This is a genomic window from Paenibacillus sp. YSY-4.3 (assembly GCF_054767475.1).
The window spans coordinates 295598-319505 of the sequence record NZ_BAABMC010000003.1 but is presented as its reverse complement, the minus strand read 5'-3'; the positions used below and the strand labels follow the sequence as shown (position 1 = coordinate 319505).

The window sequence follows — 23908 nt, the reverse complement described above, 5'->3', positions numbered from 1 at the left end:
TGAATCACCTCCTTATAAGTACTTGAATTGGTACCTGAACTGCACCTTGGCGTTCCCGGATAATTTCAAAAGATTTAAGCCCACAGGCAAACATAAATAGTTATCATTGAAGCTTGAGTATCTATAGGTGGCTGCCAGACTTGTTTCGATATCTTCCTGCTCGTTATCGATATAGACCGCTTCTTGATCGATAAGGTCGGTGAATTTAAATTCCTCAGCTTTGCTGGACAGGTTCACGATGCTAAAATCACCGTTCCCTTCTTTGGTAATCCAAATCTCCGGGTTGCATGTTACATCACCGGTATTATCGATGACGATTACAGGTTCAAAGAAAAAAGTAATCTCCTCAAATACTGGAACGGAAGCGTAATTCGGCGAAGATATGATGACTCTATACATCATTTGCAGGTGATCTATTTTATCGGTGGGGGAGAGGTCGGGAATAGCTCCGCCGTCGGTGCAATTTCTCCATTCCGTCCATTCCGTGCCTTTGGTAAAAGAAAGCCTGGTTTGGACGATGATTTTCGAACCAGGAGGGGAAGAGGACTTCCACGATATTTTGGTTAGTGCGCCATCAACTTGCAAAGGTACAGTGAAGGGGGGAGATGTCGAAATGCCTTGCAGATTGCCTAGTTGCAGCCAATTCATATCATCACCCTTTATTCTATTTTTCCAAATGGACGGAACATGGCCGAAACTCCAGCCTCACGCCATTTGGCAATGCGGTAGCTTGACCAGGCGACAGTCCCGTCATTTGTTATATAGCCATTAGTAGTTGCCCACACAGGTTCAAACATCCCCGAGTCACCGGCTACAGTACAAACATAGAAACGACCATTATCGATCGTGGGGAACACGATTTCGTTCTGAACATAAGCCTTATTGGCGGTCCAGGCCGTCGCTGCTTTGGTGTCATCCACTTCAGTTCCGCTGGTTACGGGGAAAGTTGGTTCCTGCACGGCTGAATAGCCGGCTTGAATGCATTCATAATAATGTCCATTATCTGCCGTAGGGACGATGGTATGGCCAATAGAGTAGGAGGTTAGCCCAGTCCATGCTGGCGCTGCTCTTCCCGTACGCGAACAGATCCATCCAGCATATGATCCCGCGGCTGGCCGGTCGTTCCAAATCCGATCCCGGATCGTGTGACTTCCGCTTGTGGGCGGCGCGGATGCGTATCTTTCCGCTGCAGCGTCAATGATATCGAAGTTCTGGCTTAAATCTAAAATGGTTTGATGTGTTTCATCTGTATGTTCCGGCTTGATGAGTCCTAAACGATTAGTTAGTGTTGACATTGCAATCTCCTTTCCTTACAGGTCGATCCAGCGCGTGCCGGAAGGAATATCCGCCCATGTAGTCCTAGATGAGGTTAAAACGAGGTGGCCAGCAGGATCAACGGCGGTTCTCTCTTGCGTATGATTTGTGAAATGATTTATCCGGTTCGTAAACGGTTGGTCCGTCCAATCGTATTCCTTGGATAAAATACGCGGCGAATACGCATAGGACGAATCGCAGCGAAAAGCAAGCGTGATGTAGCCTTGCTGCAAGCTATTGTGCACTAATGCGGGTTCATCCACGACTAAGGCATAGTAAACTTTTTCAGGCTCCACGCCTAAATCATTCGTAAAAAATAGCGGCTGGTAGTAATCGTGTTCGGTCAGCCATCTTGCCACTTCCCTCAGTTTTTGCGTATTAAATCTGTCCTGGAAGGCAAAAGAAACGTTAAACCGCAGCGGATCTTTCTCTATGCCTTGAAAATAGGGCTGATCTCTACCTTTTATGGAGACCTCATGAATCTCACGGCTTGCCGCCAAAAGTTCTTCTGCCATCCCGCCGCTTAGGCTGACATTTAAAATGCCAAACTCAGCGGACACTCTACCCGCGTATGAAAAATATAACGAATCCCGAATTGTGATTTTGAACACCTCCCTTCCTGAAATAAAAGATTAGTAAAATGAAATAATTAATTCTTAGCTGCTGAATTTCATTTTTTCATTTCCTGTTCTGATAGTAGCAGTTGCATTAGGTATAATAGTTCTTACAGTCGAACCAATTAAAGCAATTGGTTTGCCGTCTAACTTTCCTTTGGTGCTGCCAGTGATGATTTCGCCTTGGCCACTGCCAGAAGTCCCAGGTTGTATGTTTCGATAGCGCACGCGCTCAGTGTCAGATGGTACCGGTGGGCTAGCAACCCAAGTTTCATTTGTTCTATCCCCCACTACAGCGACACTAACTCCATTGATTTTCATCTTGGAAGATGCAATCACAGACCCCGTTATCTTAGCATTAGTTTTCCCAGGGCTTTCATCCCACTCATATTCGGGATTACCATGCTCATCGGTACCTGTTCTTCTACGTGTGAAAATATCAAAAGTCACATACCCCTCAACAGTCGTTTCATATGTCGATCCGTTTACAGCCACTCCGGGCATTTTAAATCACCTCATAAAACATAATAAAGCAAGAAAAAGATCCATCAATAAGATGACTAATTGAAAATGAAAGCTATCATCCTGTGAATACATACTCGGTTCCAGAAAAATTAATAGTGCCAGTAGCTTCTAGTTTAATACTATGAGCCTTGATCGTAATATGGCCTTGGCCATCCGATAGAATCGTAATGCCGTTGTCGGCCAGATCGATGCTTCTTTCGATCGCCGAACCGCTGGAATGATAGGAAGTTTTTAATCCGCCGTCATATTTGTCGATCAGCGATTTTCCGCCTTGAGTATTATTCCCGTCACCGATTCCCATTTGAATAAAGGGAGTAGCATTAGGCCTGGTGTCATTAAGTCCGATGATCAATTTATCCCGTTCAATCATGTCATAAGTCATGACCGGCCAATTCGTTACTTCTGTTGTCATTTGTCCGCTTTGGGAAGCGTTGATCCAATAGAGCAGTCTGCCGTCAGGGAGAGATTTATGCACAGCAGAACCAGGTTTAATATCTCCTCTAATGAACTTTTGTGTATGGCCGTCAATCCGAATGTAATCCATTGCTCTTTCTCGGATCTGACCGGTCAGGGTAGTCATTCGGGATGCCGTCAGATCGGTGACAAAGCCGTCCATCGCAGTTACGATGTTGGCCGATAGCAGATCCGTGTCAATGGCGCCAGCGCCTACGATATCCCAGTTGTTCATGAAAATCTTCTTTTGTTCGCTATCGATCAAAAGTTTGTTCAGTCCATCTGTGACGATTAATTTCTTGAACTTTGCCGTGCCGTCCATAGCTATGCTTGCGATGGCGTCGTTAAACTGTTCTGCTCCAAACCACAGTCCATGATCAGGATACATCTTGATAACCCCGCCAAGAGCGTCACGCAACACGAGGGAAGATCCTTCAATGTGACCATCTTTGAATAGCGAGTTTTTTATTTCAGCGTGATTAGCAAACAAGGAATCCAGCCAGCAATTGCCGAGCATGTCTACACGAAAAGGGGCATAATCCCAAATGCTCGCGCCCACGCTTATTCCGTTGCGATCCGCGATGAACACTCGCTCATCTTCGCCAACCCGCAGATTGCCAATCATATATAAATCCCCGTCCGTGGAGGTGTAGAGTGTTTTTTGGAAAGAACCATTGCGATTTCGTTCCAGTACAAGGCCCTCATCGGCAGTAATATTTACCCGGTTCAGAATTGTTGTGTTGTTGCAGTCCGTTGGAGAAGCATAACGATTTACGAAAATGCCGAACTTATCCGGGGATTCGGACAGTAAGCCAAGCTTGAGAACTTCCCTGCCGCAGCGGTCATCGATCATGAGCCGAGAGCCTTCAATTGTAAAAACTCCCGTCGTATCGCCGATGACGACCCTTTGGCCGAGGATGATTTTACCCAGCACCATTTCGGCAATCACACCGTCAGGGGAGATGGCTGTTTCATACTTCAATCCGCCAGAACGCGTCAAGCCCAATACGCCATGGGTTGCGCGCAGAAATCTCAAAGGATCATTAGGATCGATGATCGTAATGCCTTTGCGGTCGATCACGACATGTTCATTGGAGGCCATATTGATATCATTGGTGACCTTGTTCCAAAAATTCTCGAACAACTGCGACATTTCGGACACATCGACGATGGCTTTGCCCCATTTATGCTTGCTGGCGTCAACGATGATATTCGTATTGGTCGAGTTCTGGATGAATTTCTCCATATCCTTGCTGTCGTCACTAACGTCTTTAATATTGGACAGGGTAAGGCTGATTTCTTGGCCTTCATAGTCGTAGCTGATACTTACAATTCGCGCCGTGACATAGGTAGCCGTAGGTTCATACTTGATATTTACAAAATCGCCAAGTACAAGCTTGTGCCAATTGCGCTGCTCGCCGACGATTTCTAGAAAGTTCACGATATCGATGTCGATCGAAAGCTGAGGTTGCTGCAGCTCTCGCAGTTTTTCCTGAGCCGCTTCATAAAGATCATGCTCGTCGACGTACACATCGTCACTGAACTCCCGCTCTATAACAAACTCGTTCAGCTCTTGAAGCTGAGCAGGGGAGAAGTTGTTGTCGGCTGCTAAAACAACTTGAAGGGCATCGATTTGATTTTGGATATCGTCGATTTGATCCATCTTGTTGTTGATTTCAATTTCTTTTAGCCGCAGCTGATTTTCCTTGTGATCCAGGCTGTATCTTTCCACGATGGTCTGCTCATTGTTTGAGTTGGTCCATTCATCGAGGCTTATGTTGGTTACTTGGATGAATACTCCCGTATTGCCCCCTTGGAGTGCAACCTGAATGGAGGAGACGTCCTTTACTTTGCCAAGCATAGCCCATTGTCCGGAGGGCAGGCTTCGAAGCTGCCCATTTAAGAAGACAGATAGACCGACTGTATTGTCGGCTTTGATCAATACAGCGTAGGCATAAGTACTGTTTACTTCAAAAGTGTGCGAAGAGCTTCCGGTATGCCCATATTTTTCGAAAAACATTTTGCCATCAAACTGCTGGCTCAGTACTGTGCCTGTTATGACTTTTTCATTGTTCTTAAGCCTGTTATGGTCAATGTCTAGTTGATTCAGCTCATCCTCATAGACCTGTCGCTGCTTAATGTAGCTTTCAATCAGGCCTGTCTTCGATTGTACAAGCTCTTCGTAGTCGAGCAGGGCGTGGCAGAGGGAGTCGCTCATATGAAAAGAAGAAGAGAGGACCGCTCGCTGGTCATCTCTGCGAAAAGGGTACACAAAGTAGCTAAAGCTCTCAACGTACCCTTGACCCGTTGGATTGACGTGATGGATCGTTAAATCGTCTTTGCCTTTGGCCGTAAGCCTGGTCACCATTTGGTCGGCCGTGGTTTGTTTGTTCATGCTTTTGAGATATTTGCCGAAGCTGAACGTAAGTCCTCGATTGAGGCCGAACAATTCCGGTTTTTTGAAGCTTACGGTTTTTGCGTCCGTATTAAACTCGACGATGGCATTATATTTGTCAGCAATGGAATAAATAGCGTCCAGAACTGTACATGACTGGAACTCGAAAGCGCGATAGGAAAGGTCGAAATCGGCATCGATATAATCGATGTCCCATACGGTATTAGCGAGCATATCCGTCAGCACCTGCCGGCAATAGTACGCTTCGACGCTATAACTCTTGATCATTTTGTCAGTCAGCATGTGATAGGCGGAATAACATTTTACCGTCATGCTTTCCTGGTCATTCTCGGAAGCCTGGGACAGGCTGACCACGATAAACCAGTCGGTTTTCTGGCCGCGGACGACTTTGATCAAATATCTCTCGCGGATAAGTTCAGCATGTTTGTTTTTGATGAGCTTATGGTGCCAATCGATTTGCATAGGGATGGTGAATTCTAGTTCACCTACCTGGTTTAACGGCTCCTGGATGGAATCATTATAAATATGTTTCAGCTTGCCAATGATTTCACGGTTTGGTTTACAGAGAAAATACTGCGGTTGTATCGGCTTTAAGTTGTAATCGATCTCTCCGAGCACGTGTATATTACCTCCTAAATCGCAAAAAGCAGAGCGGGCTTTCGGATGGGAAAGCGGCTCTGCCAGCATATCATTTTTTAAACGTTCCTATTTTTATGGATCTGTTCATCGCGGATTCGAACTTGTTTAGCAGGCTGGTTCCCGTCTCGCGGTCATTGGCCTGAATGATGACGGTATCGATCGCGACGCCTCCGCCAGAGACCGCCGAAACCGCATTGGCCGTGCTGCTGGACGGAGAGAGGAGAGAGAGCTTCTTGGACATTTCGCCGGCAAAGTTATAAACGAATTGCAGAGGGTTATCCAGGACAACTTCGCCTGTTTTGAGAATGCCTAATTCTTCGTTGGGCTTCAGGGTGCTCTTTATTTTTTCCCACCAGGTCTGAGTTGTGGTTCCGGCTACTCCGACTTCTCCACCGTCATGGTATAGCTTGACCCCATTTTTATACCATATTCCGGTTTTGTCATCGCGTGTAGCTCCAATTTCAGTACCAAGCTTGAGATTTTCTGCAGCGTAGTAGTCTTTTGCAGCTTTATCTGTGGCTGCTGCCCAAGCATCGCTATTAGCTATCATCATTTTAATAGTATTCTTTTCTTTTTGTGTAAAAGGAGAGTTGCTAGATGAGCTAGTGTTTCCAGTATTGCTATTGTTATTGGAGCCACCATTACTCCCCATAGGGAAATTGAGCAGCTTATCATAATCCAATTGCATAGCATAGTTCAGGTTCTCGAAAGCTTGGGAAGTATCGAAGGCATGGTTCTTTAATATAGAGAAAAATATATCGTACTTGCCCTTTAGTTCATTAAGCGTTGCTTCAACAACTTGAGCATCCTGACTGAGCAGGTTTTTCTTCATTTCATAAAAATATTTCTCGTTTTCGAGAATATCTTTATATTTTTGCTGCGTTTTCTCTTTCTCATTATCGATTTTATCAAGTGTTTCTTTATGAAGATCGTCTTGATCCTTTTTGACCTTATCTGTATATTTCTTGCGATCATCCAACTGATCCTGCAGGCCTTCTTTGGTGAGGGCTCTTTCACGCTCTAATTTAAAGCGCTCGATCTCTTCATCTTCAGCATCCAACTGTTCCTGTAATTCTTTACGTTTGGCTTTGCCTTCCATGGATTGGTCGAGGAACCATTTGTTCAGGCTTTCCTGGATCTTTTGCCGTTCTTTGAGTTTTTTCTCCAGTTCGGTTTCATAGTCATCCGAGGCATTCTGACGGTCAAGGAGTTTGATTTGTTTGTTGATATGCTCTTCAAACCGTTTGTCTTCCTCGTCGATGTTCTCCATGAACTTATCGTGCCTTTTGTTCTCCGCTTTGGTGCGTTCCTCAAGGGCATCCAGCTCTAGATCGCGCTGTGTCTCGATCATTTTCTTGAAGTTGCTGATGATCTGATCGGCGTAGGTTTCTCTGATATCCTGGATGGATCGGTTATATTCATAGTTAGCAATGATTAAGCTATGAAGTTCTTTTGTTAATTCTTCTTTGGCTTTAGCCGACAACTGTTCGCTTTGTATTTGCTGTTCAAGATATTTGATGGCTTTTTCATTAATGTCGATTTGCTGACTGGTTAGCGAAATTTGCAGAGACAGTTCTTTAGAGTATTCAGCAGAATTCTCATTTGCCTGTTCCATTCTAGCTTTAGAAAGTTCAAGTTTCTTATTAGCCTTAGAGGCCTTTTCGCTGAATTCATCAAGCTTACTATTGATGATGCCGAGATTTTTACCGTCAATCTCTTGCGAAATACTATCGATTTCTTGTAACAACTTTCGTAGATCCGCTTCAAAAAGCTCGGGCTCAAATCCTTTTGCATCAATCGTATTTTGGAACTCTTGATATTCCTGTTTTTTTATATCTCTCTTTTTAATTAAATTACCGACGACATCAGCTTCATATTTTCTCCAATCCTCAGAATAATCAGAGTAATTCGACTGGCTGAATTGAGATTTGTGAATTTTGTCGTCTTCGATATCTAGTAAATTTGCATAATAGGCTCGAACACTTTCTAGATAATCCCGCTGTCCTTGATAGATTCTGGCTTTATTATCCTCTATCTCTTGAGCAGCCTGTTTGCCTGCTTCGTCGAGGTCTTTTTGCGAATGATCGCCACTTATCGGAGTGCCACTGGAAGAGCTGTTATTAGTTACCCTTTTTGCACCTTGGTATTTTTCTGACCAATATTTGCTGTCCAATTTTTGAGTACTTAACCCGCTATTGACACCCATATGGATAAACTCGCCGTTACCCTTGTAAATACCAACATGAGAATTATCTTTGCCCGTGGTATTAAAAAATAAAAGATCCCCTTTTTGCAAGTCTGCTTTATCAACTTTTGCACCTTGTTTGGCTTGTTCAGCAGCGGTACGAGGGAGGTTGATTCCTAAAAACTCTTCGAACATTTCTTGTACGAATTGGGAGCAATCCGAAACGGCTTGTTTCGTGAATTCCTCATAAGTGCCTTTGAATTTACCGGAAACTTGTTTATATGTGAAAGTACCTTGCAAACCGGAAGCAGCAGAAAGCATATTATTAATAGGGTCGCTAGACGAGCTGCTAGTTCCAGAACTATTAACTTCTTGTTTGACCGGCAGCAACTTAGAAGGGTCTTTAACACCTTCTTCTAAAAGTCTATTTTTTTCAGCAAGCAATTTATTTTCAGCAATTATCGAATCACGGTACTTTTGAGAATGTTTAGCGTATCGTTCACGCTGGCTGTTGACTTTTTTGATTGCATCGTCAACGGCATTTAATTGCTGCTGAAGCCTTGAAAGGACTTCTGTAGTTTCCTCCAAGGTTTCTTTTGATTTCTTGTTTTCTTTTTCGTTTGAATTTTGTGTCTTGGTAAGCTCGTCGAGAGCAGCTTTATATAACTTGAGTTTGACAGTCTCGTCTTCAAGTTCAGATTCTGTAGTATTTTGTATTGCAGAAGTTTTGCCAAATGCCAGTTTTTCTGCTTGAAGATCAGTCATTGTACCATTTGCTACCTTAGCAGCATATGTCTCAATAAATGCTTGACGTTCTTCTTTAATTTTTTTAATTCTCTCATTTGCATTATTGATTAAGGTTTGGGTTTCTTTAATGTCTGCTTCTATGGATTCGATTTGTTGTTGTTTTTTGGCTTGCAAGAAAAGAAGTATTTCTTCGCGTCCAAGTTTGGTAACGTCAGCAAAATCGCCATATTTATCATTGAGCATCTTTATGGTCGATATTGAGAGAGACTGGTCTTCTTCGAGCTCTTTCTCAGCGTCATTCAGAAGTTTCATTTCATCTTTTGCATCTTGCAAATACTCGCTCAAATAACCGATCGTACCTTCGGTATTTGTTAAGTAACCCTTAAATCCAATGACTTCGTCGTTTTCGCCAAAAACTTCCTTTAATCCACGGAAGCTGTTGGCTGCCGCATCGGCTGCACTTGCTATTCTGCCGATTTCCCTTCCGGTTTCATCATAGACTGGTAGGCCTGCTTTGGTATTTTTGGATGTTTCAGCTAAAGATATGGCCAGATCATTCAGAACATTAATGTAATCAGGGAATTTTTCCTTTAGATCTTCAATAATTGTAGCGGTGTTTCCTGATTGAATCGCTTGTGCCAGATCAATTTTATTGTCTGACAGGTACTGGTTGATATCTGTGGCCAGGTCTTCGTATTGAAAAACCAAATCATCCGAATTCGATTTCGTAACATTCATTGTTTCCGTAAAGGAATTACTCAGCTTATCTAGAAACAGCCTGACATTATTATCCGTCACGTTTGTTTCATTGATGAGGTTGTTATTATAGGTTTTAAAAAGATCCGTAAAGTCTTTTAATCCACTATCATATTTGCTTTTAGCATCCTGAAATTGTCCATCCAGTTTGCCCAGTTCCGATCTGGCCGCAGTAACTGCTTGAGTAATGCCGTCATTACCTAATAATTCTTTAGAAAGCCAGCTTTCATCGACGTACTGACCTTTTTCTCTGAATATAGAAGCAACTTTATCATTAAGTGACTGAATTTTATCAATATAATCTTTAGAGTTTGCATCCAAATCGTTATTATTAAAGAATTCTTCGGCGTATAATAGTGCGTCAACCTTAGCTGATGCGTAGTCATGTTTTTGCTGTAACTTCCCAACTTTTTTTTTACTTGAAGTAATTTCTTTCGCGGTGCCTTTTAACGATTCCGTTGATTCTTGATATAATCTTTTGCTTCTTTCTAGATTTAGGGCCTTTTCAGACTCAATAAGCTTATCTATTTCTGCTTTAGATTTGTAAACAGCTTTTCCCTCAGCGGTGTAATGACTGATGATATCTGGGACGGACTGTGAAGTTTGTTCAAGAGCCTTATTTAATTCTTCTTGAGATTTACTACGGTCACTAAGAGCTTTGCTTAAATTCTCAAGGGATACGATATTGTTTTCAGTATCTTCAATATTTTGCTTTAAATTATCAAAATACTCTTCTTGAGACTCTTTGGCATTCCCAAATAAATTAATAACCTTCTCAAGTACAAAACCTAATGCAGCTAGAGCTAGTCCTACTCCTGTACTTGCAAGTAAGCCCTTTATGGCAATACCAGCCGCTCTTGCAGAAACTCCAAGCGATGTCATGCCTCGACCAAGTGTTAAAACAGCAATCGTAGTTGTTCTAAAGTTTTTACTTACAGTGGCAGCTGAGGTACCAACGATCCCTAGCAGAGTAGGGAGCAAACCAAACGTATCAACACACCAGGTTAGCACCTTCATCAAACCCGTCAATACACTCGTTACACCAATAATTGAGTCGTTGATCACGGCATTCCCCATGGATAAGGCAAGCGTGTCCCAGGCGGTTCTCATTGTTTGGATTCTGGCTTCGAGGGAGTTCATATAGTCGGCATTTTCCCGCATGGCGGAGCCTTGAGAGTTGAGAGCGGCTTCACTTGCGCTCGTACTGGTGTCATAGTTCTCCATAAGGGCAATGAACCGGGAGAGTTGGGACTGACCGGCCAATTGCAGTGCGGTATTATACTGCTGTTCCTTGCTTAAATTGCTCCATTTTCCGGCAACTTCGTCCAGAACGATAGATCCGTTTTTCACATTGCCGTTCATGTCTTTCATGGAAATGCCAATGCTGTTCAGTACCTGTTCAGATTCTCCGAGTGTCGTCAGGCGCGAGTAAATTGTGGTTAGTGAGTTCAGGCTGTTACTTTCGGACATAAGGCGTCCTACGGACTGCACAATCTTAAATCGAGAAGTGCAGCGGAAACGGTGCTTCCAGGAGTGTCTTTACACTCGACCGCTTCTCACACTATTGCTAGTGTGTTCAGACTATCGCATCATCTTCACCTTTAAGCGAAGAAGGGAAGATGTCTCGACATTTAGTCGTTCAGGCTGTATTTAAACTTGCCCCTTGTTGTCCTATTTTTGGAGATAGGAGTTCCAAGTCCATTAGTCGAGATTTTCACTGATCAATCGCTTGATCAGGCGGCAACGAGTTTACCGATCACTTCACCACTCTCACGCGTAGCAATGGAAATGGCTGTCGTATCACCGATCAGCTTTTCCATGGAAATGCCATAGTTGTTGGCCGCAGTTCCGGCCTGGGTTAAGCTGCTGGCTAAATCCTGGCTTGTCACGGTGAATTTATTGTCCACCGCGTTAAGCCTGTCAGCAATTAGAATGCTGTCCTCCGCTTCGATATTGAACGCGGACATCGCTGCCGTCATGGTTTGGATTGCTTGGTCCGGCGTCAGCTCCGATATATTTTGAAACAGGGCGGCCGTCTTAGCGAGGGCTAGGGTTTGCTTCTCGTCATAACCCATCCGGCCAATATCAATCAGCAAGCCATTTACTTCACTGATGGAATGTCCCAGCTCATTCGCCGTTTGAATGCTTCCACGCAGCATGCTCTCGAAATCCGTTCCTTCGTTCATGACCCGTTTAAGCTGTGTGATTTGCGTATCGACCTCAAGAATGGTTTTAATAATATCCTGCATACCTTGCTTCAAGAGAGCCTTGTTATTTTTAATGAAAGTTTGCGTTTGTTTATAAACGGATTTTAGTGCTTGGCCGAAGCTTTTCCCGACCTTATCACTTTCTTGTTTGTCGATTTCAATCGTGATCTTGATTTTTTTCAAAGAAGGGTGTTTTTCAATATCTTTTATGGCTTTATTCAGTGCGGTGATCGACAAATTTATGTTGATATCGGCCGTAAGCAGAATCTTCGTATCATTTGCCATGGTTCTCACTCCTTTAAATAAAAAAATGACCAACCGATGGCCATTTTTACAAAGTATATTTTAAATTTCGTCCAGATTGAGTTCTTCAAATTTTGAAGCTAAAGCATCGTATTTAAACTGATCGTCGCCGTCGAATTCCAGACCGCAATTCAGCACGGAGTAGGCAACGCTCTTGAGCATGTTTCGGTTATTGTCCGTGACTTCAATGACGAATTCCTCATTTAGCAGGGGGGCAAGGGAGGTTTGGAACGATTGCAGGTCTTTGATGTTGTAACGCTGGACCTCGCCTTCCGTAATAATTTCCGGCTGACCATCGCCATCCAGTACGCAGTGCTCCATCACGAGGTCAAGATATTCTTCCTTATATTGTTGAAAGCGCTCCGCCAAAATTTTAATGAATCGAGTTCTCATACGAGAGCTAAAATCCAGTAATTTCAGACGATACAGAAAAGAGATGACATATTCCAGTTCATGAATGAAAAACTTCAAAGCGATTCGCTCCTTTGGCATTTAGTTGTTTGGGATCAGAACGTTTTTGATGACGTCTGTATTTTCTAAATTTGCATTTTCGATGTAATCCAGCAGTTCGCTTTGCAGTTCTTTATTGTTTTGGACCAATTCCTCGTACATGCTGAATTTCTTCCAGATGCGAGAGTAGATTTTTTCAATTTCTGCTTTCTCAAAATGCTCAAAAATGGTCTCAGCCAGCTCGCTGTCCAGCATTTTATTGAAGATATCGACTTTTTCCTCAAAGGAATAGTCGGTCCGCTCGGTTAAAGTAGAGAAAAACAAGAGGATATGAAGGCTTAAATAATCCATTAATTTGTTTTCTTTCAGTTCGGAAAATCTGCGGTTATACTCGGTAATGAATTCAGAAAAGCTCACGAGCATTTCATCGATCCGTGTTGGCCTGAAGCAGGTATGTACCTCTGTATAGCGCCCGTCTTCAAAGCTGACCCGTTGCAGCTTGTCATATTTATCTACATCTTGCACCAAGTTGTCTAGCGTTAGTTTAGTATCTTTTACTTTATTCGTTTTCGTGGATTTCGTTTTAGTCGTCATATGAATCATCTCCTAGTTCGTATTGTTTTGTATTTTATGATGAGCTGGTTTCTTTTCATCTGAAAATGAGCAAAGGACCAATTCACTAGCTTTAAGATAAGAAGAATGAAGGGAGGAGGGGAGAGCCCCTCCTAAATCCTTACGCCAAATCTTCCTCATCATAAATCCGCATCACGTACAGATCGTGAGAGTCGGCTGGCTTCAAAGCCTCCATCGGAATATCAAGTGGAGAAGGTTCTCCATCTGGCTGCATATTGAGGTTCCAGTTATCCTCGATTTTTGCATTATCGACCGTAATTTGTGCTGCATAGTCCTTTTGAAGGTGATAGTCACGCACCAATACGTCGAGCACGAGCTTGAAGCTTCCGGCGAATTTATCGGAGGATGCGCGGATTTCCTTCGTATCAGGACTTGCCGCTGTTTCGTAGTAAACGATGATTTTGCTGTGATCCGGAATTTCGCCGCTGGCGAAGGAAACCGTCTTGCCGCTTACGGTATAGCTGTTCGATGCTGGTGCCGAGGCGACATATTCAAAGGCTTTGCCCACCGTTCCGTCTGCATGGAGCAGGTTCACGCTGACCAGCGCTCCGCTGCTAGCTGGTGTATATGTAAGTGTAGCGGCATCTCCACTCACTACGCATACTTCATTTTTAATGACATTCTTCGCACTAGAGGTGACCTCGTTGCCAAGCAGCATGCCCAGCATTTCGTTGGAGAACAGGGCATCCTGCAGCACGAATCTTGCAGAACGGCCGCCGGAGAACCCGACCAACTTTGGATTGCCGCTTCCGCCCACGGCATATACCGTTTCTGCGGTGTTCTCAATGTTAGACATTTTCAGCGTGTCGATTTTAACTTTCAGCTTTCCTGTTTCGATATCGAAAAATGATGCTGTTGCAACGTCCCGTACTGCCCATCTATTTGTAACTGCCATAAAAAAATTCCTCCTAATAAATAATTTTTGTCCAATTGATTTCTTGCATATTAATCTTTTTTGCATCGATATTGCCGGTATAAATGCCAGTGACGACACTGTTGTAATGATCGATATTTTCAAGCCGGTAATAGCCGTCATAGAACTGATAAATACTCAGCTCGAAAATATTATGGATATTGATGCCGCTGGTCGATTTCCAGGACAGGCCCGATATGATGCTGTGCAAATTCATGACCGGTTTCTTGGCGGGCTTGTTCGCTTTGCCCTTCATTAGTTTCTCGATCATTTCTTTGGCTTTTGAATTTCCAGGATTATACTCATCCTTGTCGTTGGCTAATTCAGCCTTGTTAGCGATTTTCACGATCTCCTGGAAACGTTGAAAATTGCCTTCGTGCAGGGTCATCCCATCTCCTAGGTTGAAATAGGGAGCCTCCTCAGAATCTACGAGCTCAATTTCTTTTTGTAATAGAAGTTGGATTCCGTTGGTAAAAGAAGCTCGGAAGTGTTCGTTCTGCATGAAGAAATAACACGCCAGCACAAATGCCGACTCCGGTACTTCTCCCAAGCCGGATATTCTTGACTTGTCAAACAATAGAGACGACAGTGATTCCATGTAGCTGCTGTACCCCAGCTTAATGACATCTCTCAGCTTCGGTGAGCGGATATAACCGATATCTGCGACAAACACCGGTTCATTCGCCAGCAAAGCAAGCTGAATGTCTTCTTCATGGGTCATTTCGGTGGCTCCATCCATTCCGATTGATTCATAGTTAAGCACCTCCTTAAAAGTCAAAAATTTAATTATTTAGGAATATTGTGAATTCCTATCACTAATACAAATTTGGGCCGATACCGTCAAAGTCTTTATGTATCAACGCTTGAGGGAGTTTTCCATCACTTCACGAACACGTGTTCCCTTATTTTCTTCATGCTATTCCGCTGCCATTCTTTTTGTTTTGCCCTGGAGCATTCGTTGCAGTATTTCTTTCGATTGGAAGTTTGGCGAAGCAGGATGCCGCAGGAACTGCAGCATATCATCTTATCGCCGCGCCACTCCAAATATAGGTAGATGTAATTTCTGAAATCCCTCACGATGATTCCTGCCGCGTCCTGATCATTCGCAAACAACACTCTTTTACTCAATTTTTTGGTGTTCAAGGTCGGTTCAATTACACCGAGCGTCATTAGATCATTGACGAGCAGTCCCTGCTTGATGCTATTCGCCGTAACCTTGGCATCTTTAAAAATATCGCTTCGCGGAGTGTTCACCCAATAGGAGTCATTGCCATTCATCTTGTTGAAAATTTTGCTGTATACCAAGTAAACGAAGGCTAGCTTCTCGTGAATCAAGCTATTCAAGCCCCTGATATATTCCAATTCTTTGTTGGTTATGACGACTTCCTTGATTTCCAAAAGCGAATGATCTTGTTTCTCAATCGTTTTGACCCATCGGTCTAAAGTATCCTGCCACTTGACGCTGTTAAAATGCGGATAATGGTTCTGCATGAACAATTCGATTGCATTGCGAGTTTCCTGTCGGTTGTTGCCAAGCGAGTAATAGTGTTTGATTAAACAGGTAATCGTTTTAGAGATTTTCTGATGGATAAAACCTTCCGTCAGCGCCTGTTGAACGAGCTCTATTTCGTTAATGATTAATTTCATGCGGGCTTCAGCTCCTTATGATCAGGATCTTTTAGGTTTACGGTTTCAAGCGAAAACAAACTTCCGCCGAAGGAAATGCTGCCATGCCGATCCTGCCGTGGATAAGTGATGGTATGGCCATTTTTCTCTAGCAAATTCGATAGGATCTGATCGCTGCAAATATCCCAAATGATTTGCTTGGTCGTATTTTTGCTGTAGCAGAGGTCCAGTAAAATATTGCACACATCTTCTGTGTTGCTGCATTTTTCATAAACTTCCTGCTTGAAGGATTCCTTGAACATCATTCTGGCGGACTGTGCTTCATCTTCGCTCATTCTATTTTTTCTCGTTGAGAGGACATGGCTTTTAACGGTTTCCTGATATATCTCCACTACCTCGGATAATTGCTGAAATATTCTTTTGGAGTAGGGCTTGGCTGTTTTGTAAATGCTGTAGTCAAATTCCGTTTTGGAAGCTGTTTCCTTCGTTCGATCGAACACATCCTCAACCATCCGGCACAATCTGTTCATGACGGACTTGGTGATCGAGAGGGGCATATAGTCATAGTAATTTTGTAAAAATAATTGTTCGTCGTTTGTCCGTTCTTCTTTGGCAGTGAGCTCGTTAAGGCCGATTCTGAATCTTTCCCAGCAATTCATTTCATAGGCTTTGATATGGCTGCGATATTGTTTGTGCAGCTCGGGATAAATGTAACCAAAAAAATAAGGCTTTTTGTCGGCAAGGATGCGCAGATTCAACTCCCGGTCCTTTGAGGCGTCGGCAGCCTGGCGGTCATACCATTCTTTAGGCATGTCCTTGCTATTGATGCCTTTCGTTTTATCGATTGCGTTCTGCTGATAGTTTTGGCCGCTTTGAATGCGATAGGTTAGCGTCTTATATTCTTTGCTGTTTTTCGGGAACTTGGCGCGGACATCGAACATGGACGTAATCCGGTTCGTGACTTTGCCGATTTCGTCGCCGAAGCTGTTTTTGTTTGCTTGAATCGCATCTTCTTCGGTTACGATTTTCTTATCGGCGATTTTCTGGACGCATACGATAGCAGGTAATCTCTCAATGCTGTCCAGCAGCACCTTGTTATTGGTAGTAAGAACGGCGTCGCCGTCCTTGTCCGCTCCGTTCAGAGCATGGGTGGTGGTGTCCCATGAATTGAAAATCGTGACTGTGTTCATATATTTGTACCAATAATTCATTTCCGGCGTATTTTCCAATTGAAGTATTCTTATATTTTCCGCGCAGGTCATCGGTGCCCTGAAGCAGGCGACCTGGCTTACGTTTCTGTCATTCCAGTATTTTGAATAGAAGGAACCCGCACGGAGCAGCCCCGTAATCTCCATCCCGAACATGCTCTGACATAGACTGAAGGGGTCGCCAGAGATGGTGGAGAAGTTGCCGGCTACTTTTATAACGCCGACCTTGGCATCATTTATTCTTTTCTTAATCATTCCATAAACTTTATTCCTTATGAACGGGTCATGAATGACGCTTGGATCAGCCATAAGAGCTTTGGAGAAATCATTGCCTTTCTTATGAAAAGTATCTGTTGTAATATCTTTGCCGTTTAAAAACAAAATGCTCTTATATGGATCCAGCCCTAAAATATCATTGATTTCATTCACGGTTGGCGCTATTAGCGTTCGGAGTTGCTCGTCGGATAGATCCAGGGACTGAATGAACTGATAATTGAGATTTCGTTCATCCTCCAGCGTTTCGGGAGTCACTTTGGTTACGCTAAAGGAATAATTGTTTTGTTGGCAGTTTTGGAGATAGTGCTCAAGATGATCATAGGAGTCCCATAGCTTAAGCATGGAGGCCGTCAGTACAATCTCCGCCTTACGGATGTCTCTTTCATATCCCCATATATCTTTGACGATATAGCTTTCAGCTATTTGCTCCGCAAACGCGTGGAAATCGAACGTAAACAGCATGCCTTTCGTAAAAGCATTTCTGATGCAAAAGCCGCTAGGAATATAATTTTCCCCGAGATGCTTGGCCCATTTTTCGCTAAGGGAAGGGAGGATCAGTCCATAACCATCGCTTTCGTTCAGTTTAATGTCATAATTTTCTTTGTATCTCATCTTTGGAAACTTCTTTGTGACCGAATCGTCAATTTCAATGACATTGCTGACGAACGAGGTTTCGCAATCATTTATCACCAGAATTCCATTAGGATGAGGCACCGGAGTGCTTGTACTGCACACAAGGGATTTATAGGCTTCAAGCCTGGCAGGGACAAATGATATGTTCATATTTCTGCCGTTATTAATTCTTCTGTTTAGTTCGTCGTAGATGTCACAATTCACAAAGACAACGGTGCTGTTCTTCGCTCCGCTTGTTGTTGCTAACAATCTTTTATATTTTATGCCATTGATATTAAAGCCCTTTTTGCTGTTCAAACGGTCATAGTCCTGATTATTATCGATAACGACGCTCAGGTAGCTGGAAACGAACGAGGCCTCGTACAATTCCTTATATAGCGTGTTGAGCTTTTTTTTATTGGCGGCTAAGTTCTCTTTCATTTTTAAAAGATGAATCTGATCCCGGATACTTAATATGTATGGGTCTTGATTTTCTCTATGTTCTATTTCCAAAATGAACCGGAGCGCCGTACTGTCCGCCAATGCTACGATTTCTTCGTTTCTCATCGCTTCTTCAATGGAAAGGGAAAGGTTCCATTTCGCTTTTCGGAGCCGGGAGGAACGAATTTTATAAACGTATTTCAAGGAAGCTGATTGTTTGGCCAATAAAATTACCTCCTGCAGTATAACGATCCTCTGCCGTAATAATGATGATTTCCTGCATGTCCTCGTCAAAAAAATCGGATTTGTTGTCGATTTCGCCGTCGTAGTACAGATCTTGCCAGCTTAGCCTGGAATGTCCGCGTCTCATCCACATCACCTCCCCTCGGTTAACGCCACCATGGTATTTTCATTTCATAAAGGACACAGGCGTGTCCGCTAATCATCTAATTCTCACTAGCTGTAAGCACATGTATGGAGATCCTCTTGTATTACCGAAATGGTATATTTATCGAATAGGCTAATCATAAATTCTAAGGATTTCGCTTAGGTAGGAATGTGTGCAGGAAAGCAAGTAGCTATAGTTATTTCCTGAATTTACGCAACTTTTGCCGTTTTTCATATTGAATTCTCAACTCCATCATGTTTTAATATAAAGTAATCTGTTGTTACCAATAAGGTAATACTATCATGGATTTTAACGAAATGCAAACATATGTTCCTGTATATCCTGTTTTTAACTTCATATTATTTTCCTGGTTAAATTCGATGTATTTTCTGAATGTCGATGAGAGGGTTAAGCTGGATGAATTGCTCTAGAATAATCGGGGATTTTTTGTTGAACGAGAAAGGTAGCATATCTACACCTATTGAAAATGATAGCTTGTAAATGATTGTTGCTCGAGATATTCTGTTCATCGAATAGTTTGCTACCATGTACCTACTACCAACGAATTAAAGCAACCGTTTAGTTTGACCGTATTTTACCCAAACATAATCGGTTAAAGAATAAAAAAGTATATTTTTGTGAAGTGAGAGGTGGACTCTTATGTATAGCTGTATCCATTGCGGCAGCGTCTATTTGAGGAAGGCCGATGCAGAAAAATGTGTCGATAAAGAAGTTGAGGCGCCGCTAATTGAAGTGGGGAAATTATTAGTGGATTACTCTTATGACCAAGAAACTCTCATCCGATGCTTCAGTATCAAGAAAGCGGGGCATGAAATTTCTTATCAATTTGAATGGCTTGAACCGGAAGAAAATGAGTGGAAATACGTGTTCACCGTAAATAGCAATGAATGTTTGAAAGATCATTTTTCAGAGCAATTATGATTACCATTTCAAATTAAATATAGGATTGTGCAAGGTGCCCATTCAGATTGGCGCCTTGCTTTTTAATTTTTTTGGTGGTAACATCTTTACGAAGCCATTAATCAACACAGTGAGACAACTAAATATTTTCCAACGTTAACTTCGGGGCAGGGTGAAATTCCCTACCGACGGTGATGACTGCTTGAGAACTCAGTAGAATGAGCTTGAAGCAAGTACAAGTCCGTGACCCGTTTGCGCTACATATTAAGCATGCGGCTGAGCCGGTGAGATTCCGGGACCGACAGTATAGTCTGGATGGGAGAAGGAAACGCAGGATATATGACGTATCAACTACGAATATATCTATATGATTAAAGCATATTCTTTAAGTTCCAATTTTCACATAGCGGACACTTGAAGAGTTGGTTTAGCGATGACGGTTTTGGGTGCTTTTTGTGCAAATTTGCCCCCATGTTCCGTTATGTTTTCGCATACCCGACTTTGTGCTTTCATTTTGCGTATAATTGCTCTCATGGCCCCATCGGACTCCGGTGGGGCTTTATTTATTTGCTGATATTGCTTGAAGCAGGTGGAGGTGAAACATATTGGAAATTATTAATGATGAGTACTATATGAGACTAGCGATTGACATGGCGAGCCGGTCTCAGGGACAAACCGGTATCAATCCGGTCGTTGGAGCCGTGATCGTGAAGAACGGCGAGGTCGTCGGGCTTGGCAGTCACTTGAAGCGGGGAACTCCGCATGCGGAAGTCCATGCGTTGAATATGGCCGGGGAGTCTGCTGAAGGCAGCACGGTCTACGTTACGTTGGAGCCATGCAGCCACTACGGAGCCACGCCCCCATGCAGTGAGGGGTTGATTAAGGCCGGGGTGAGCCGCGTCGTTGTTGCTTGCGAAGACCCTAATCCACAAGTGGCCGGTAGAGGTATAGAACTGCTGCGGAGAAACGGCATTGAGGTGAAAGTCGGTGTGCTGCGGGACGAGGCGGTCAAGCTGAATCGGAAATTCATCAAATTCATTACGACAGGGCTGCCTTACGTCACCATCAAGACCGCAAGTACGCTAGACGGCAAAATCGCTTCTAAAAGCGGTGACAGCAAGTGGATTTCCAACGAGGAATCACGTGAGCGCGTACACACGATGCGTCATCGGCACGATGGCATTATGGTCGGGGTGGATACAGTGATCGCCGATGATCCTTCATTAACGACGAGGTTATCGGTACCCGGCATCTCCCCGGCAAGAATCATTGTGGACTCGACTCTCCGCATTCAAGGCGGAGCCAAAGTGCTCGTCGACAGTGCCGCACAAACCATTGTGCTGACTACGGAGCAGGCACCGGAAGATAGACGGTCAGCTCTAACGGAGCAGGGGATTCAAGTCATCGTTTGCGGCGAAGGGCCGCAGGTGGATCTTCGCTCTGGATTGCAAAAGCTTGGGGAGCTCGGCATCTCCTCCCTGCTTGTCGAAGGCGGTGGCCGCCTTAACGGGTCGCTGCTGCGCGGCAGGCTAGTCGATGAAGTCGCTTTGTTCCTGGCGCCTAAAATCATCGGTGGTTTGAATGCACCAGGAACCTTCGTGTTCGATGGCTTCGAGCTCATGAAGGATGCGGTCACCTTAAGCGAACTGTCCGTGGAGCAAATTGGCGATAATGTATGCATTACGGGATATCCCGTTTGGAACGCATTGTGAAATGGCTTAAGGAGTTAGTGGAAAGGAGGAGGCTGCAATGTTTACCGGATTAGTGGAGGAAGTCGGCGCAATTAAATCAGTTCAAAGCAAGGGCGAGGCCATGGTCATCAGTATAACGGCGAATACCGTGACGCAAGGGATGAAGCTTGGGGACAGCGTGGCGGTAAACGGGGTATGCCTGACGGCGACGCATTTTGACCGCTCATCCTTTACAGTTGACGTTATGCCGCAAACGTACCGCCACACGAACTTAAGCCAGATCAGACCGGGCAGCAAAGTGAACCTGGAACGAGCTATGGCTGCTGACGGCCGTTTCGGCGGACATATCGTTCAAGGGCATGTGGACGGAATAGGAACGATCATGGGAATGAAACAGGATCAGAATGCGGTTGTGTTCGAAATTTCCCCTGCGAAGAAGTCTTTGTTCAAATACATTATTCCTAAAGGCTCCATTACGATCGATGGTATAAGTCTGACGGTGGTGCGCGCGGAAGGGCATATCTTCAGCGTATCGATCATTCCTCATACTCTGGCGGAGACTGTTCTGGCTTATAAACGCCAGGGCGATACCGTTAATCTGGAATGCGACATCCTCGGCAAATACGTTGAGCATTTGCTCGGGTACGGCAAAGGGAACAATGAGGAAGAGCCGTCCGGAACCGAGGGATCTTCATCAGGCATAGATATGCCGTTTCTGATGAATAACGGGTTTGCATAAGTTATGTTGCTTCAATTAATAGAACAGCTATAGGGAGGGACATAAACATGAGTGACATTCAATTGGACCGGGTAGAAGAAGCCATTTACGAGCTCATGCGCGGCAAAGTCATTATCGTCGTTGATGATGAGGACCGCGAGAATGAAGGAGACTTTGTGGCGCTCGCGGAGAAGGCGACGCCGGAAGTTATCAACTTCATGATTACCGAAGGGCGCGGGTTAGTCTGTTTGCCGATTACGTCGGAACGAGCGGAGGAGCTGGATTTAAAACCGATGGTCGCCCAAAATACGGACTATCATGGCACGGCTTTTACCGTATCGATCGACCATGTCGACACTACGACCGGCATATCGGCCTATGAGCGTTCGCTTACGGTGAAGGCGATCATGGATCCGAGCGCGAAGCCTTCCGACTTCCGTCGGCCGGGGCATATGTTCCCGCTGATCGCGAAGAAAGGCGGTGTCCTGCGGCGTGCGGGGCATACAGAAGCGGCGGTCGATCTGGCGCGGATGTGCGGTTCATACCCAGCCGGCGTCATTTGCGAAGTAATTAAGGAAGACGGTACGATGGCGCGCTTGCCGGATCTTGTGCAGATTGCCAAGCAGTTTGACTTGAAGCTGATCAGCGTCAAGGATTTGATCCATTACCGCAACGAAAAGGAGAAGCTCGTCACTCGCGAGGTGGAAGTACGCATGCCGACCGACTATGGCGAGTTCCGTGCGATCGCGTATTCCAACGACGTGGACTCCAAGGAACATGTCGCTCTTGTCAAAGGGGAAATCAACAGCGAGGAGCCCGTGCTTGTGCGAGTGCATTCCGAATGCTTGACCGGGGACGTGTTTCATTCCCATCGCTGCGATTGCGGTCCACAATTCGAGGCGGCATTAAGGCAAATCGAAGAGGAAGGCAGCGGCGTCCTGCTATACATGCGCCAGGAAGGACGGGGCATCGGGCTGATTAATAAGCTGAAGGCTTACAAGCTGCAGGAGCAGGGATTGGATACTGTCGATGCCAACCTGAAGCTTGGGTTCCCGGCCGACCTGCGGGATTACGGCATCGGCGCGCAAATTTTGAAGGATCTGGGCGTTCGCCAAATTCGGCTGCTTACCAATAATCCCCGTAAAATTACTGGACTTGAGGGATATGGTCTTGAGGTAGTGGAACGCGTACCTATCCAAATGAAGGAAAATGAGGACAACAGCAATTATTTGCATACGAAGCAGGAGAAACTGGGACATTTGCTTAACTTTGACGTCATCGAACAGAACGAAACATCGGGTAATTAGACTATAACTATTATTGGAGGAATTGATTATGGCACACGTAATTGAAGGACATCTCGTCTCGGAAGGTTTGAAATACGGCATTATAGTTGGCCGCTTTAACGAGTTTATTACGAGCAAGCTGCTTGGCGGTGCGCTGGATGCGTTGAAGCGTCATGGCGTAAAAGATGAAGAGGTAAGCGTAGCGTGGGTACCGGGAGCGTTCGAGATTCCGTTCGCCGCGCAAAAGATGGCCGAGAGCGGTAAATACGACGCTGTCATTACGCTAGGTACGGTTATTCGTGGCTCTACGTCTCATTATGACTATGTGTGCAACGAAGTCGCTAAGGGCGTGGCTGCGATCGGATTGAAAACAGGCGTTCCAACCATCTTCGGCGTAGTGACTACGGAGAATATCGAGCAGGCCATCGAGCGCGCGGGCACGAAGGCAGGCAACAAAGGCTGGGATGCGGCGATGGCTGCAATCGAAATGGCTAACTTGACGAATTTGCTAAAATAGTGCTTATTTAATGTAGTACCCTTTTTAAGGGTACTGCATTTTTTATTCACTTTGCGTTCAGAAGGAGCG

Annotated in this window: 19 protein-coding genes and 1 riboswitch; of the genes, 5 read left to right on the top strand and 14 right to left on the bottom strand. The window is 44.4% G+C overall.

Translation table 11 applies throughout. The features are described from left to right. Positions 1-12: 12 nt before the first annotated feature. From ACYUJT_RS12245 to ACYUJT_RS12180, 14 genes are all read right to left on the bottom strand, one after another. Positions 13-648, bottom strand: a complete 636-nt coding sequence (locus ACYUJT_RS12245) for a phage tail family protein (RefSeq protein ID WP_460322287.1) — start codon at positions 646-648, stop codon at positions 13-15. Between the two features lie 11 nt (positions 649-659). Continuing rightward, complete coding sequence (locus ACYUJT_RS12240) at positions 660-1295, bottom strand: hypothetical protein (protein ID WP_460322284.1); 636 nt, start codon at positions 1293-1295, stop codon at positions 660-662. 15 nt (positions 1296-1310) lie between these two features. Continuing rightward, entirely contained in the window at positions 1311-1925 is a 615-nt protein-coding gene (locus ACYUJT_RS12235) for a phage tail domain-containing protein (RefSeq protein WP_460322282.1), read from the bottom strand. Between the two features lie 45 nt (positions 1926-1970). Beyond that, the gene (locus ACYUJT_RS12230; protein WP_460322279.1) at positions 1971-2423 is read right to left on the bottom strand and encodes a PAAR domain-containing protein; all 453 of its coding nucleotides are present in this window, start codon (positions 2421-2423) and stop codon (positions 1971-1973) included. Between the two features lie 85 nt (positions 2424-2508). Beyond that, on the bottom strand, positions 2509-5940 hold the full coding sequence (locus ACYUJT_RS12225) for a phage tail spike protein (RefSeq protein WP_460322276.1): 3432 nt from the start codon (positions 5938-5940) through the stop codon (positions 2509-2511). Between the two features lie 70 nt (positions 5941-6010). Next, entirely contained in the window at positions 6011-11020 is a 5010-nt protein-coding gene (locus tag ACYUJT_RS12220; protein WP_460322274.1) for an NlpC/P60 family protein, read from the bottom strand. Positions 11021-11382: 362 nt separating this feature from the next. Further along, on the bottom strand, positions 11383-12141 hold the full coding sequence (locus ACYUJT_RS12215) for a phage tail tape measure protein (protein WP_460322272.1): 759 nt from the start codon (positions 12139-12141) through the stop codon (positions 11383-11385). Positions 12142-12201: 60 nt separating this feature from the next. After that, positions 12202-12630: a DUF1617 family protein gene (locus ACYUJT_RS12210; RefSeq protein WP_460322269.1), complete on the bottom strand. Its 429-nt coding sequence runs from the start codon at positions 12628-12630 to the stop codon at positions 12202-12204. Between the two features lie 21 nt (positions 12631-12651). Continuing rightward, positions 12652-13203 (bottom strand): hypothetical protein, encoded by a 552-nt coding sequence (locus tag ACYUJT_RS12205; RefSeq protein WP_460322266.1) that lies wholly within the window; start codon positions 13201-13203, stop codon positions 12652-12654. Positions 13204-13342: 139 nt separating this feature from the next. Beyond that, the gene (locus tag ACYUJT_RS12200) at positions 13343-14137 is read right to left on the bottom strand and encodes a hypothetical protein (protein ID WP_460322264.1); all 795 of its coding nucleotides are present in this window, start codon (positions 14135-14137) and stop codon (positions 13343-13345) included. Positions 14138-14150: 13 nt separating this feature from the next. Then, a complete protein-coding gene (locus tag ACYUJT_RS12195) occupies positions 14151-14876 on the bottom strand; it encodes a hypothetical protein (RefSeq protein ID WP_460322262.1) in 726 nt (241 codons plus the stop codon). A 158-nt stretch (positions 14877-15034) separates the two neighbouring features. Further along, positions 15035-15802, bottom strand: a complete 768-nt coding sequence (locus ACYUJT_RS12190; RefSeq protein ID WP_460322259.1) for a hypothetical protein — start codon at positions 15800-15802, stop codon at positions 15035-15037. After that, on the bottom strand, positions 15799-18543 hold the full coding sequence (locus ACYUJT_RS12185) for a hypothetical protein (RefSeq protein ID WP_460322257.1): 2745 nt from the start codon (positions 18541-18543) through the stop codon (positions 15799-15801). The genes ACYUJT_RS12190 and ACYUJT_RS12185 overlap by 4 nt, the downstream gene beginning before the upstream one ends. Next, a complete protein-coding gene (locus ACYUJT_RS12180; protein WP_460322255.1) occupies positions 18506-18688 on the bottom strand; it encodes a hypothetical protein in 183 nt (60 codons plus the stop codon). The genes ACYUJT_RS12185 and ACYUJT_RS12180 overlap by 38 nt, the downstream gene beginning before the upstream one ends. Before the next feature lie 678 nt (positions 18689-19366). Here ACYUJT_RS12180 and ACYUJT_RS12175 point away from each other — a divergent pair. From ACYUJT_RS12175 to ribH, 5 genes are all read left to right on the top strand, one after another. Then, positions 19367-19648 carry a hypothetical protein gene (locus ACYUJT_RS12175; RefSeq protein ID WP_460322253.1) on the top strand — a complete coding sequence of 94 codons (282 nt, stop codon included), beginning with the start codon at positions 19367-19369 and terminating at the stop codon, positions 19646-19648. 133 nt (positions 19649-19781) lie between these two features. After that, positions 19782-19958, top strand: a riboswitch (FMN riboswitch). Between the two features lie 274 nt (positions 19959-20232). Continuing rightward, positions 20233-21339 (top strand): bifunctional diaminohydroxyphosphoribosylaminopyrimidine deaminase/5-amino-6-(5-phosphoribosylamino)uracil reductase RibD, encoded by a 1107-nt coding sequence (gene ribD / locus ACYUJT_RS12170; protein ID WP_460322251.1) that lies wholly within the window; start codon positions 20233-20235, stop codon positions 21337-21339. A gap of 37 nt (positions 21340-21376) precedes the next feature. Continuing rightward, positions 21377-22057 carry a riboflavin synthase gene (locus ACYUJT_RS12165; protein ID WP_460322249.1) on the top strand — a complete coding sequence of 227 codons (681 nt, stop codon included), beginning with the start codon at positions 21377-21379 and terminating at the stop codon, positions 22055-22057. A 47-nt stretch (positions 22058-22104) separates the two neighbouring features. After that, positions 22105-23343 (top strand): bifunctional 3,4-dihydroxy-2-butanone-4-phosphate synthase/GTP cyclohydrolase II, encoded by a 1239-nt coding sequence (locus ACYUJT_RS12160; protein ID WP_460322246.1) that lies wholly within the window; start codon positions 22105-22107, stop codon positions 23341-23343. Between the two features lie 28 nt (positions 23344-23371). Beyond that, on the top strand, positions 23372-23839 hold the full coding sequence (gene ribH / locus ACYUJT_RS12155; RefSeq protein WP_460322244.1) for a 6,7-dimethyl-8-ribityllumazine synthase: 468 nt from the start codon (positions 23372-23374) through the stop codon (positions 23837-23839). Positions 23840-23908 lie beyond the last annotated feature (69 nt).